We start from the raw sequence: 13,704 nt of genomic DNA, 5'->3' as shown, positions 1-13,704 counted from the left end.
TAGTGAAACGATGCATCGCCGATGGTAGTGTGGGGTTTCCCCATGTGAGAGTAGGTCATCGTCAAGATTCATTTCGCAAAACCCCTATCTGCACATGCAGGTAGGGGTTTTGTCTTTAAGTAGGAACTACAGAGATTCGCAGGCACGTCCGAAGGACGGGCCAGCACACAGAATTTCTTGACGACCATAGAGCATTGGAACCACCTGATCCCATCCCGAACTCAGCAGTGAAACGATGCATCGCCGATGGTAGTGTGGGGTTTCCCCATGTGAGAGTAGGTCATCGTCAAGATTCAAACCCAAAGCCCCTGTCTGCGATGCAGACAGGGGCTTTGTCTTTTCCGGGTTTCAATAACGCTCAAAACTGATAGCTGACCGTAGCGCTCACATTGCGCTCTTCACCCATGTAGCAGTAGTTCAGGCTGGCACATGAGGTAATGTAGCTTTCATTGGTAAGGTTGTTTGCGTTCAGCCGCACATCCACACCCGTCAGACCCACCTTCCCCAGGTCATAGCCGATCGAAGCGTCGAACAGGGTGTAGGAAGGCACCTTCATGCTGTTTTCCGCATCCACCCAGCTATAGCCCACATATCGCACCCCACCGCCCAGCCGCAGTCCATCCAGAGCCCCTTGGTGGAAGTTATAGTCAGCCCACAGCGAGAACATCTGTTTCGGTGCCTGGGTTGGCGCGTTGCCTTCATTGTCCAGGCTGGCCGACACCAGGCTCGGCATCGACTTGGCGTACTCGATATCGGTGAAGGTATAGCCACCCAGCAGTTTCAGGCTGTCGCTCAGCTGCACATGAGCCTCTAGCTCCAGCCCTTGCGAGCGTACTTCACCTACCGGGCGATAAAAGTTTTCGTCAGGCTGCTTCGAAGCCAGGTTTTCCTGCTCGATACGGAACACCGATGCGGTAAACAGGTTGTCGCTGCCCGGAGGCTGATACTTGATGCCGGCTTCCCACTGAGTGCCCTCGGTCGGTGCCAGCGGGCGGCCTTGCTGGTCGGACACGGTATTGGGATTGAACGACTCCGAGTAGCTGACATAAGGCGCAATGCCATTCTCGAACAGGTAGAGCACCCCGGCCCGGGTAGTAAACCTGGAGCGCTGATCGCTGACCTTGGTGTCGCTGTCGCGATTCTCCTCGGACACCTTCACCCAGTCCTGGCGAAGCCCAAGGGAGAATCGCCACTGGTCGACCTCCACCAGGTCCTGCAGATACACACCTGTTTGCTGCAAGCGCCGCTGGTAGCGGTTTTCGCCCAGTACCTGAAGGTTGCCATTGCCGTATTGCGGGTTGCCGGCGTTCAGCGGGTCGACCGTGCCATAGCGCCATGCGACATCGGCTTTGCGTCGCTGGTAGTCTGCGCCCAGCAGCAGGGTGTGTTTGGCAGCGCCGGTGAAGAATTCCGCCTGCAGCATATTGTCGATGATGTACGAATGCAGGCGCTCGTCGCCGCCGGTATAGGCGCGGTTGAGAATGTTGCTGTCGGCATCCGCCCAGCCGGCCGAGTACACCTGGTCCATGGACACGTCGGAATCCTGGTAGCGGAAGTTCTGCCGCGCGGTGAACACATCGTTGAAGCGATGCTCGAACTGGTAGCTGAAGGACTGCTGGGTGCGCTCGTAATTATCGATACCCGGCTCACCCTCGAAAAAGTGGTCCGACAAGCGCAAGCCGTTGCGCTTATGCAGCATACCGTCAGCAGGGTTGCCGCCGTGGTACCCGCCGTTAGGGTCGTGCTGCAGGTAAGCCTGCAGTGTGAGCGAGGTGTCCTCGGTGAAGTCGACGCTGATGGCCGGGGCGATGGTATAGCGTTCTTCCTTGTTGTGGTCGAACTGTGTGTCCGAAGCATCCGCCAAACCTGTCAGGCGATACGCAATACGCTTGTCATCATCTACAGGGCCACTGAAGTCGAAGCCCATGCTCCGCTGGCCCTGGGTGCCGACCGTGGCTTGAACCTGGTGGAAAGGGGTGAGCAGTGGCTTCTTGGTGGTAAGGGCTACCAGGCCGCCCGGCGAGCTTCGCCCATAGAGTACTGAAGACGGCCCCTTGAGAATGTCGATGCGCTCAAGGAAGTACGGGTCCACCTGCATGGTGCTGTAAGTGCCATTGTCGCCCATGGACTTGAGCCCATCGACGTAGATGTTATCCACCGAGCCGTCGTTGAAGCCGCGCATGGCCACATAGTCGTAGCGATGGGTGGCACCGTAGGGGTTGGTCAGTACCCCAGGCGTGTAGCGCATGGCCTGGGCAACGGTCTGAGAGCCCTGATCGTCCATCTGCTGGCGAGTTACTACCGAGACCGATTGGGAGGTCTCCACCAGTGGCATGCTGGTCTTGGTCGCCACTTGGCTATGCGTGGCGTTGTAACCCTCCATGCTGCCCAAGGCGTTGCCCAGAGAGAAACTACGGACATCGGTGTCTGGCAATGCCAGGGCTGCGTCCTGATGCTGTGCCTGCAGCACATAGTTGCGTCCGTCCTGGCTGACAGCTTCCAGCCCGCTGCCATTAAGCAACTGGCGCAGCGCGTGATCAATGGCGTATTGCCCCTGCAGGCCGTTGGATTGCAGGCGATCGGTCAACTGAGGCGTACTGGACAGGGTGATGCCGGCCTGGCGAGCGAACTGGTTCAATACATCGGCCAGTTGGCCGGCCGGTATTGCATAGTGATGACTCACTTGGGCTGTTTCAGCCGCAACGGACAGTTGCGCAACAGCTGCCAGGCCCATGGCGGTACCAAACAGAGCAGCCCGTATGGCATGGCGTAAGTAAGCGGACTGCAGGACTGGTCGAAAATCATTCGGGCTGAAAGTGTGGTTTAACACCGGCTTGATGAACATGAAGGGTCCGTTGAAGTGATGAGGGCAGAAGATGTCGCTTACTGTCCTAGCCGGACCGGGGTTCAAAACCCGACAAAAAACGTTAAGGCCTCATCAGGTCGTGCTTTCGACACGCACCCACCAGCGTGTACGTTGATGAACCCGTACGGGCAGCGTCTGCGGTAGCAGCCGAAGCAATTGTTCCGGGTCTTCGAGGCGGAATACGCCCGACAGGCGCAGGTCGGCAATCTCGTTGCTGCAGCCCAGGTAACCATGGCGATAACGGCTGACCTGCGCGAGAAAATCCGCGAGGCGCATGTTCTGAGTGACGATCAGCCCTTCAGTCCATGCCATCGCGTCCATGTCCATCTGTGCGATCCGTTGTGCGCCATGAGCATCCAGGCGCCAGTTCTGTCCACTCTCGATCCACTGCAGTTGGGCAATGCCAGGCCGGTGTATCGCCACTTTTCCGCGGCTGACGCTGACACGTGTGCAGTCGCTATCCTGATAGGCTACAAAGCGTCCTTCAAAGCCTTCCAGCAGCACGTCGCGGGTTTGTACAAACACGGGATGCCGGGGATTACACGTGATCATCAGTTCGCCATGCTTCAGGCGGACCAGACGCTGCCGATCAATGAAGGCCAGGTCCACGGCACTGCGGGTGTTGAGTTGCATCAGTGAGCCATCGGGCAGGGTGAAGACGCGCCGTTCGCCCGTGCCGGTGGCATAGTCCGATGCCCAGGCACTGACAGCATCGAGGTCTTTAGCCAGCCAGCTCGCCGATCCCGCCATGACAACGCCCCCAAGCAGCTTCAACGCCTGCCTTCGACGCAGGCGCTGCTGGCTGGTTTCCAGGGTCTGCAAAGCCAGCCCGGCACCGGGGATGGCGCGTAGGTCGAGGTTTTGATGCAAGTGCGTCACCCGTTGCCAGGCTTGTTCGTGTTCGTGGTGGACACTGCGCCATTGCGCACACTGTTGTTGCAACGCCAGGTCGTGCCCACTCTCGCGCAACCGTAGCATCCACTGGATGGCCTGCTTGACCGCTTTCGTATCAGGGCGTGCGGCGGTCATCGACTCAGCACTCGTCCTGGTAGTGCAGCACGTAGCAGTGATAGAGCGCATCGGCAATGTAGCGTTCTACGGTGCGCACCGAGATCCCCAGCTGTTCGGCGATGGCCTGGTGCTTCAGCCCCTCGCATTGAGCCAGGAGGAATGCGCGACGTACCTTGGGTTTGAGGCCGTCGAGCATGCGTGCAATGCGCTCAAGCAACTCCAGTAGCAGCTCGCGGGTTTCGGCAGAGGGGGCCAATGCTTCCGGCACATGCGCCAAAGCCTCCAGGTAAGCCCTGTGCAGTTCCTCGCGCCGCCAGTGATCGATCACCAACCCGCGCGCTACCGTGCGCAGGAAGGCCCTGGGTGCATTCAGTTGCAATTGTTCACGGCGCTGTAGCAAGCGTACGAAGGTGTCTTGGGCCAGGTCGGCGGCATCGGCCGCATTGCCTAGCTTGCTGCGCAGCCAGGCATGCAGCCAGCCGTGATGGTCACTGTATAGCGTTTGCACGCAGTCGTTGCTGGGCATGGGGGAGGGGCGCCGGCATCAATGGACATGAATGATAATTAGTCTCATTGTTGGTGGCGCCGCATCAATTTGCAACCCATCTGGTCGCACGCTGCGCTAGGCGGCAGTGGGTTAGCGCCCCAGTTGTGTATCCAGGTACTTGCGAATTACCCGCGCCCCGCTGTTGAGATGCCGTTCCAGCACCGCTACCGCCTCATCCACCAGTTTGTCGCTGGCCGCATCCGCCAGTGCGTTGTGATCGTCCTGAGTGAGCTTGCCCAAGCCCATGGACGAAAGATGGAAGCGCAGGAAGCGCTCTTCCTCGTTCAGTTCGTTCTCGATCAGGCGCAGTAGCTTCTTGTTTGGTGCCCTGCTGTATAGCGCCATGTGGAACAGGCGGTTGAGGCGGCCGATTTCGGCGTGACGGGTTTCATTCTCCAGTTGCTGGATATACCCGCGGGCGCTGGCGATGTCGCTGGCATCGAGCAGCGGGATCGACTGGCGCAGCGCCTCACTCTCGAGCAATACGCGCAGGGCATAGGTGTCCACTGCATCCTCACCGATCAGCGGCGCAACCACAGCGCCCTTGTGCATCTCTACTTTCAACAGGGATTGCGCTTCGAGCTGGCGCAGGGCTTCGCGCACGGGCATGCGGCTGACACCGAACAAGGTGGCGAGTTCTTGTTGGCGCACGGCAGTACCTGGGGGTAAGCGCCCATCGAGAATGGCACTGCGCAGGCGCTCTTCGATCACGCCACGGGCCTGATGCGGCAGCAGCTGTTCGCTTGCCAGCACATTGCTCAGTTTGATTTTCTCGGCCACGCGACGTCTGCCTTAACAATGACTAAAGTTGGATCCAATGACAGTAGTAACAGCTTGTAAGGGTGTCAAACCTGCACCCGCACGGGTACGGGCGCCCCAAAAGCGCGGCTATGGTGGATGAAGTCGTCTGCCAAAGGAAGCGCCCTTCAGAAGGATATAACTAGAAAGTGTAGGCGGCCTGACAGGCGGGTGCATGATTGCAGGGTGCCATTGTCTTTTGTTGTGGCAAGCCCCACCATCGCTGCTTTCGACTGGTCTGAACAGGGCTTCGCAGTGGCGATATCCTGGTTGCTGAAAACCGTTGTGCGACGTGTTGGCTTTGCCGCGCTGCTGGGCAGTCTGCTGCTGGGCGGCTTGCACGCGGATTGGGATTTTTCCCAGATCAGCCGCAAGTCGCAGGCGCTCTACGGCCCGTTGGGTGCCGGGCAGGGCCGTATCGATGCCTGGCAGAACCTGATGGCTACGCAGAAGCAGGGGACTGAGCTTGAGCGGCTGCAAGTGGTCAACCGCTTCTTCAACCAGCAATTGCGCTATGTCGAAGACATCGACCTGTGGCATGAAGTCGATTACTGGGCCACGCCTGTGCAGGCACTGATCAAAGGTGCAGGGGATTGCGAGGACTACGCCATCGCCAAATATTTCAGCCTGCGGCGCATGGGTATCCCCAGTGAAAAACTGCGCATTACCTACGTCAAGGCGCTGCGACAGAACCGGGCACACATGGTCCTGACCTATTATTCAAGCCCACAGGCCCAGCCTTTGGTGCTCGACAGCCTGATGGACGCCATCAAGCCGGCAAGCCAACGTACCGATCTGTTGCCGGTGTACGCCTTCAATGGCGAGGGGCTGTGGCTGACGGGCGCTGCCGGGAACAAGAAGGTCGGCGATACCAAGCGGCTGTCACGCTGGCAGGATTTGTTGAAGAAAATGCAGGCCGAAGGGTTCCCGGCCGAGCCGGTTTACTGAAGGAGCACAGATGTCACTGTTCAAACAATTGCTGTTGGCCATTTGCCTGTTCCTGGTGGTCGCCTTCAGTGGCAGTTTCATGGTCAGCCTGGAAAGCTCGCGCAGCCAGTATGTCAACCAGTTGCGCTCGCACGCCCAGGACGCGGCGACCGCGCTGGCGCTGTCGCTGACGCCGAATATCGACGACCCGGCGATGGTCGAACTGATGGTTAGCTCGATCTTCGACAGTGGTTACTATGCAAGCATCAAGGTCGTCGATCTGGGCTCCAATGCTGTGCTGGTGGAGCGCCACGCTGAGCCGGACCCAGGTGGCGTACCGCGATGGTTCGTGCACTTGATCGGCCTTGAGGCTGCTGGTGGCGATGCCATCGTCAGCCGTGGCTGGCAACAGGCCGCGCGCGTTGAAGTGATCAGCCACCCGATGTTCGCCATTGCCAAACTTTGGCAAAGTGCTCTGGGCAGCCTGGGTTGGTTGCTGTTGTGTGGTGCGGCCAGTGCTGTGCTCGGTGCATTGCTGTTGCGCCGCCAGTTGCGGCCGCTGGACTATATGGTTGAGCAATCCCACGCGATTGCCCGCCGCGAATTCCTCAGCCTTCCAGAGCTGCCGCGCACGCCAGAGTTACGCCGTGTGGTGCAGGCGATGAACCAGATGGTCGAGAAACTCAAAGCGCTGTTCACCGAGCAGGCCGAGCGCAGTGAGCGGCTGCGTGCCGAGTCCTACCAGGACAGCCTGACCGGGCTGTCCAACCGCCGGTATTTCGAAATGCAACTGAACACCCGGGTGAGCAACCTGGAAGAGGCGCGCGCCGGCTACCTGCTGTTGCTGCGGGTTCAGGGCCTGGCCGGCCTGAATGCCCGCCTTGGCGGCCAGCGTACCGACCAGTTGCTGCAGGCAGTAGGCGAACAGTTGCGCCGCACCTGTGCAAGCTACCCGGAAACCAATGACCTGATTTCCCGCAGCCGCGGTGGCGAGTTTGCCGTGCTGGCGCCGGGCATGGTGCATGAAGAGGCTGTGCAACTTGCCCAGGCCCTGGAGGCGACGCTGCAGAGCCTGCACGAAACGGGTGCCAGTGATATCGACCCGGTCGCTTGTATCGGCCTGGCGCCGTTCAGCCCCGGTGACTCACCGCAGGCGTTGCTGAAACTCGCCGACGAGGCGCTGGCCCGTGCCGAGAACCAGCCAACGCCGGGCTGGGTGTGCCTTGAACAAGGCGTTGCCGCAGTGGCTGGGGACAGCCAACATGCCTGGCACGAGCGGCTCGATCAGGCATTCGGCAATGGGCATTTCGAGCTGTTCTTCCAGCCCGTGGTGGATTGTGCTTCAGCGCAACGGGTACTGCACCACAAAGTGATTTCGCGTTTGCAGGATGGCCAGGGCGAGGCGTTGCCAGCGGGCCGCTTCCTGCCCTGGTTGGAGCGCTTCGGCTGGATGCCACGGCTGGATGTGCTGGTGCTGGAGAAAGTGTTGGCGCACCTACGAGGGCACGACCAGGTGCTGGCGCTGAACCTGTCCGCCGCCACCCTGGCCGACCCCAAGGCCCTGCAGCGCGTCTTCGAGCTGCTGGGCCAGAACGCGGCGCTCGGCCCGCGGCTGGTTTTTGAAATTGGCGAGGAGCAGTTGCCTGAACAGGCCGCCTTGGAGCAGCTCACCCGGCGCCTGCACGGGCTTGGCTTCGGCCTGGCGCTGCAGCGCTTTGGCGGGCGCTTCAGCATGATCGGCAACCTGGCGCACCTGGGCCTGGCGTACCTGAAGATTGACGGCAGCTACATCCGCAACATCGACCATGAGCAGCACAAGCGGTTGTTCATCGAAGCGATTCAGCGTGCGGCCCACAGCATCGATTTACCGCTGATTGCCGAGCGGGTCGAGACCGAAGGGGAGCGGCGGGTGTTGCAGGAGATGGGGGTAGGTGGGATTCAGGGCCAGCTGGTCGGTGAGCCTGCGCCCTGGCGCTAAAGAGCTTTACTGCCAGTTGCCTGATCTGACTCCCAGGCCTGACGCTGTGCATGTGGGAGCGGCCTTGTGTCGCGAAAAGGGCTGCATGGCAGCCCCAGTAGTTTATGCAGTAATGCGAAAATCCCGGGGCCGCGTTGCGGCCCTTTCGCGACACAAGGCCGCTCCCACAGAGAAAGCGCGCGGCCTTGAGTCTGCCTTCTAGCGCTCGCGCAGCGCTTCCGAACGCGCCTTCATGATCGGCTTGAGCAGGTAGCTCATGATGGTCTTCTTGCCGGTCATGATGTCCACCGTCGCCACCATCCCCGGAATGATCAGCAGCGGCTTCTCGTCCGTCCCCAGGTGGCTGCGATCGGTGCGCAGCTTGATCAGGTAGTAAGTGGTCTTCTTGTCTTCATCGGTGATGGTGTCGGCGCCGATCTGCTCAAGCTTGGCCTTCAGCCCACCGTAGATGGTGTAGTCATACGCCGTGAACTTGACTGTCGCTTCCTGGCCAGGGTGCAGGAAGGCGATGTCTTTGGGCAGGATCTTCGCCTCGATGACCAGCGTGTCGTCCAGTGGCACGATCTCGATGATATCGCTGCCAGGCTGGATTACACCGCCAATGGTGTTCACCAGCAGTTGCTTGACGATACCGCGCACCGGCGAAGTGACCATGGTGCGGTGAACCCGGTCGTCCAGCGCTTTGCTGGTGGCGGTGGCCTTGTTCAGTTCGGTGCGCGCTTCGTTCAGCTGGGTTAGCGCTTCGCTGCGGAACTTGCCACGGGTCTCTTCGATCTTGCTTTGCACCTCGCGGATGGCAGCCTCGGCACGCGGGATGGCCAGTGCGGTGGAGTCCAGCTGACCGCGGTTTTCCACTTCAGCACGGCGCAGGCGCAGCACCTCAACCTGGGAAATCGCGCCGGTCGCCACCAGCGGTTCGGACATGCCGATTTCCTTGCGCAGCAGCTCAAGGCTGTTAGCGTACTGGGCGCGCTTGGAGCTGTATTCGCGCAGTTCCTGCTGGCGTTGGACCAGCTGCTGCTGCAGGCCGCCAATTTCATCCTGCAGTTGCTGGCGCCGGCTCTGGTACAGCGACTCTTCACTGGCCGCCTGGCTTGGCGCGGCTTTGCGCAGTTCTTCGTCGATCTTCAGCGGGCTGTCCTGGACCTCGGCGCTCAAGCGTTCGACCCGCAGGGCCATGGCCAGGCGGTCGGCCTCGGTTTCACCCACGTTGGAGGCGAAGCGGGTTTCATCCAGGCGTAGCAATGGCTGGCCGACTTCGACGATCTCCCCTTCCTTTGCGAAAATTTCAGCGACGATGCCGCCCTCCAGGTTCTGGATCTTCTGCACCTTGGACGACGGAATGGCCTTGCCTTCACCCCGTGTGACTTCGTCGATGGGCGCAACGCTGGCCCACACGATCAAGAACACGAAGAACAGGATCACGCCCCAAATGGTCAGCCGCACCACCCGCGGCGCATCCTCGATAAGGGCCTTGTTGACCTCCGGCAGCGGCTGGCCGCCAAGCGAGTCACTGCCTTTGAAATAGCGCCGCAGGCCGTCCTTGAACTGCCCCATATCCAGCTTATGCAACACTGATTTGCCCCTTCTTCAGCGCATCCATGACCGCGGCTTTCGGGCCGTCGGCGACAATCTGCCCGCGATCGATCACAATCAGCCGGTCCACCAGCGACAGCAGCGAGGCACGGTGCGTGACCAGTAGCACCGTCTTGCCTTCCACCACCGCTTGCAGGCGCTGCTTGAGGCGTTCTTCACCGGTGTTGTCCATGGCGCTGGTCGGCTCGTCCAGCAGCAGTATCTGTGGGTTGAGCAGCAGCGCACGGCCCAGGGCGACGTTCTGCCGCTGGCCGCCGGACAGGTTCTGACCGCGTTCACCCACTTGCAGCTCATAGCCGTCCGGGTGCAGCCGGGCGAACTCATGCACGCCCGCCAGTTCGGCGGCTTGCAGGATCAATTCGTCTTCGATGTAGCGGGCGCCGCTGACCAGGTTGTCACGCAAGGTGCCGGCCAATAGCTGGATGTCCTGCGGGACGTAGCCGATATTGTGGCGCAGTTCGCTGACATCGATCTGGCGAATGTCCACGCCATCGACCAGCAGTGAGCCACCATCGGCCTCGTACAGGCCGACGATAAGCTTGGCCAGCGAGCTCTTGCCCGAGCCGCTGCGGCCGATGATGCCGACCTTCTCGCCAGGGCGGATGGTGAGGTTGATGTTCTTCAGGGCCAGGTTCTGCTGGTTCGGGTAGGTGAAGTCGACCCCACGGAACTCGACGCTACCCTGCAGCACCTTGCGGCTCAGCGGGCGCTCTTCGAAGTTGCGCTCTTGCGGCAGCTCCATCATATGGTCGGTGGAGACCATGGTCACCTTGGCTTGCTGATAGCGGGCGAGCAGGCCATTGAGCTGGCCCAGCGGGCCGAGGGCGCGGCCGCTGAGCATGTAGCAGGCCACCAGGCCGCCCATGCTCAGGTTGCCGTCGATGATCAGGTACACGCCGACGCAGATCATTGCCACGCCTGCCAGTTGCTGGATCAGCAGGGTGATATTCATCGCCAGGCTCGACAGCACCTTTACACGCAGTTCCAGGCGGCTGAGGGTGCCGAGGGTCTGCTCCCACATGTACTGACGCTCGCTTTCGGCGTTGTTGACCTTCACCGCATCCAGGCCGGCCAGTGTCTCGATCAGGCTGGACTGGCGCTCAGAGGCCAGGGCCATGGTCCGTTCCATGGTCGCCATCAGCGGCCGTTGCAGGGCGTAGCCGATGCCCAGGGCCAGCGGGAAGGCAATAATCGGGATCCATACGAGGTGCCCGCCAATGATGGCGATGACGATCAGGATGAGGATGGTGAAAGGCAGGTCGATCAGGCTGGTCAGGGTCAGCGAGGCAAGGAAGTCGCGCAGGCCCTGGAACTCGTGAATGTTCTGAGCAAAGCTGCCGACCCGTGCAGGCCGGTACTTCATCGACATGCCGACGATGCGCTCGAACAGCGTTGCCGAGATGATCAGGTCGGTCTTTTTGCCGGCCAGGTCCAGGCACAGGCCGCGCAGGCCCTTGAGTATCAGGTCGAAGATATACGCGCCGGCGATACCGATGGCCAGCACCCAGAGCGTCGAGGTGGCCTGGTTGGGCACCACCCGGTCATACACGTTCATCACGAACAGCGGCGCGGCCAGGGCGATCAGGTTGATCACCAGGCTGGCGGCGATCGCGTCGATGTACAGCCACTTGCTGCGCAGCAGGGTGTCGCGGAACCACGACTTCGCCCGTGGGATGAGGTTGCCGTGGTTGACGTCGAACTTGTGCTGCGGCTGCGCAAAGAACACGCGGCCGCTGTAGTCGCTTTGCAGCGCTTCACGGCTGACGTGCACCTCGCCACCATCGCTCTCGCTGAGCAGCAGGCGTGCGGTGTCCTCATTTTCCCAGCCCAGCAGAACGGCGCTGCGGCCTTCCTTGAGCAGCAGCATGGCCGGCATGGCGATGCTCGGGATCTGCTCCAGCTTGCGCTGCAGCAGGCGCCCTTGCAGGCCTGCCCGGGCGGCGGCACGGGGCAGCAGCTCGGGGCTCAGGCGCTGGGCGGGCAGCGGCAGGCCTGTGGTCAACATGACCCGGCTGGCGGGTTTCTGGTGCAGCACACACAGGCTCAACAGACTATCCAGCAGGGGATCGTCATGCTGACTGCGTGGATCGTGGCTGAGTTGGACTCGACTGACTTCGGATTCCACGCGGCGCTCTCTTCATCCTTGTGGTGGGTGGGGTAGGTGTGCCGCCGTCAAAGGTCAGGCCGGCTCACCCTGGCAATCTATGGTGCTACCAAGCTGTGCGGATAAGGGCTATGACACCCTGAGGCTTGTGCAACTGGCCAATGGTCGCCCTGAATCGGTGTTGAGTAAACAATTCTAGGTGCTTCATTTTTACCAGACGTAGCGGCGCTATGAATGTTTCATTTTTGATCCAGCCATTAGGCTTGGCGCCAAGTTGCAGCATAGCCTGCCATCCAGCCTGCGGCGGCAGGGGCTTCGATATCCAGCTTAGTCATTGTCAGTAAACAGGCGCTGGTTAATTGGCGTTTGGTTGTAACTTGTTAGTCAAAATTCATCTATAGAAAGCACATCCCTGGGCCGTCAGCGTTCGATAATCGCAAGCGGTTTCCCATGAGTGGGGCGGCAGTATTGGCGCACCCGTGCAGCATCTCTTTGATTTGCGACAATTCGCTGCTCGTGGTGTATGCACAATTGAAAACCTGTGCGGCTTGAGCGTGCAACGCATTCGCGATTCAACCTGCTTTCAGTCCGCTGGCAAGCCGCAACCCGGCAAGGTTTGTGCTTTATGGACATGCAGTGCCGGGGCGATTGACAGTGGTTTGAATGTTGACGCCAATAACACTGACCGCGCCCGATGAACGATGGCCTCGCCGCATCATCCATGGCGGCCCAGGTGTGTAAATAAGTACCTGGATCGAGGGATAAACAGGCTTTAGATGATGTACGACATTTGTCCTTGAGAAACGCTTGGCTAAGGTACAAATATCAATGTGACATTACATTGCCGATTGTTTAGGATGGCATGTATAAGGTCAATAGTTTGGCAGTTAAGCAATTCCAAATAGTTATAGACGGAATATTGACGTCAAAAAACGTCAAGAGATCATCTACATAGTTCCGCCTGAAGTGGCTAGCAAGCGCCGCTCTGGCAGGGAAGTACCCCATCGGGTCACACGGAGAGTCCAATGAGCAGCGTTGTAGCCATCGTCAAAAGTATTGTCGGCCAGGTTATTGCGGTATCCCCAGAGGGCATCCGGCGTGTACTCATCGAGGGTGACCGTCTATTGACCGGTGAAGAAGTGCTCACTGGTCCTGGTGGCGCGGTTACTCTGGAACTGGCTGATGGCCGTCTGCTCGATCTGGGTCGCGATAGCCAATGGAGCGCTGAAGCACCTGACAGCAGCACCGATCTGAGCCAGGCGACTGCCCAGGCTGCGCCGTCGGTGGAAGAGCTGCAGCAGGCGATTGCTGCGGGTGTCGACCCGACTACAGAGCTTGAAGCTACCGCAGCTGGCCCGTCGGCAGCGGGCGGTGGTGGTGCGCTGGGCGGTGGTCATAGCTTCGTGATGCTCGAAGAAACGGCGGGCCGGGTCGACCCGACGGTTGGCTTCCCGACTGACGGCTTGGGCTTTGCCGCTGCGCTCGATAGCGAGGAAGTGGGCCTGCTGGACACCAACGGCAACAACCTGGTGATCCCACCGACGACGGACACCAACGTTGCTACGGACCTGATTCTTGGCGCTACCCCTTCGATCAGCGAGGCGGGTGGCGTAATCGTTTATACCGCCACGGTTGGCCAGGCACCGACCACCAACCTGGTCGTTACCCTGTCCAATGGTGCTGTGATCGTCATTCCGGCCGGGCAGACCAGCGGTAGCGTCAACGTCGTGGTCCCGGCGAATGACACCCCATATATCGACGGTGGCCAGATTTCGGCGACCGTGACAGGTAGCACCGGTGGTGGCGGGCTGACGGTAACATTGCCGCAAACGCCTGCGGTTACCCAGGTGACGGATACCATCGACACCACCACGGCT

9 protein-coding genes and 1 rRNA gene are annotated in these 13,704 nt (G+C 60.3%); 4 read left to right on the top strand and 6 right to left on the bottom strand.

Annotation, left to right across the window (positions count from 1 at the left end; translation table 11 throughout):
• Positions 1-176: 176 nt before the first annotated feature.
• Positions 177-292: ribosomal RNA gene (gene rrf / locus APH35_RS27090) — 5S ribosomal RNA — on the top strand.
• 66 nt (positions 293-358) lie between these two features.
• On the opposite strand, the gene APH35_RS27085 is transcribed toward rrf, so the two are convergent.
• The 4 genes from APH35_RS27085 to APH35_RS27070 form a co-directional block, all read right to left on the bottom strand.
• The gene (locus APH35_RS27085) at positions 359-2,845 is read right to left on the bottom strand and encodes a TonB-dependent siderophore receptor (protein ID WP_082425861.1); all 2,487 of its coding nucleotides are present in this window, start codon (positions 2,843-2,845) and stop codon (positions 359-361) included.
• A 93-nt stretch (positions 2,846-2,938) separates the two neighbouring features.
• Positions 2,939-3,895, bottom strand: a complete 957-nt coding sequence (locus tag APH35_RS27080) for a FecR family protein (RefSeq protein ID WP_082421469.1) — start codon at positions 3,893-3,895, stop codon at positions 2,939-2,941.
• 4 nt (positions 3,896-3,899) lie between these two features.
• The gene (locus APH35_RS27075) at positions 3,900-4,403 is read right to left on the bottom strand and encodes a sigma-70 family RNA polymerase sigma factor (RefSeq protein WP_012269966.1); all 504 of its coding nucleotides are present in this window, start codon (positions 4,401-4,403) and stop codon (positions 3,900-3,902) included.
• 111 nt (positions 4,404-4,514) lie between these two features.
• A complete protein-coding gene (locus APH35_RS27070) occupies positions 4,515-5,204 on the bottom strand; it encodes a GntR family transcriptional regulator (RefSeq protein ID WP_060494610.1) in 690 nt (229 codons plus the stop codon).
• Positions 5,205-5,408: 204 nt separating this feature from the next.
• On the opposite strand from APH35_RS27070, the gene lapG reads away from it, so the two are divergent.
• Together lapG and lapD are read left to right on the top strand one after the other, a co-directional pair.
• Complete coding sequence (lapG, locus tag APH35_RS27065) at positions 5,409-6,170, top strand: cysteine protease LapG (RefSeq protein ID WP_171577298.1); 762 nt, start codon at positions 5,409-5,411, stop codon at positions 6,168-6,170.
• Between the two features lie 10 nt (positions 6,171-6,180).
• On the top strand, positions 6,181-8,127 hold the full coding sequence (gene lapD, locus APH35_RS27060) for a cyclic di-GMP receptor LapD (RefSeq protein ID WP_012269969.1): 1,947 nt from the start codon (positions 6,181-6,183) through the stop codon (positions 8,125-8,127).
• Between the two features lie 198 nt (positions 8,128-8,325).
• Here the strand turns inward: lapD and APH35_RS27055 are convergent, their stop codons facing one another.
• Together APH35_RS27055 and APH35_RS27050 are read right to left on the bottom strand one after the other, a co-directional pair.
• Positions 8,326-9,684 carry an HlyD family type I secretion periplasmic adaptor subunit gene (locus APH35_RS27055; protein WP_069943456.1) on the bottom strand — a complete coding sequence of 453 codons (1,359 nt, stop codon included), beginning with the start codon at positions 9,682-9,684 and terminating at the stop codon, positions 8,326-8,328.
• Between the two features lie 7 nt (positions 9,685-9,691).
• The gene (locus APH35_RS27050; protein ID WP_012269971.1) at positions 9,692-11,848 is read right to left on the bottom strand and encodes a type I secretion system permease/ATPase; all 2,157 of its coding nucleotides are present in this window, start codon (positions 11,846-11,848) and stop codon (positions 9,692-9,694) included.
• A gap of 1,004 nt (positions 11,849-12,852) precedes the next feature.
• On the opposite strand from APH35_RS27050, the gene APH35_RS27040 reads away from it, so the two are divergent.
• On the top strand, positions 12,853-13,704 hold an 852-nt coding region (locus APH35_RS27040), incomplete at its 3' end, for a retention module-containing protein (RefSeq protein WP_060515791.1).

It is taken from the genome of Pseudomonas sp. NBRC 111132 (assembly GCF_001320565.1).
GTDB classification, from domain to species: Bacteria; Pseudomonadota; Gammaproteobacteria; order Pseudomonadales; family Pseudomonadaceae; genus Aquipseudomonas; species Aquipseudomonas putida_P.
Note: the sequence above shows the minus strand (reverse complement) of the source record. Positions and strands in the feature narration are given on the sequence as shown.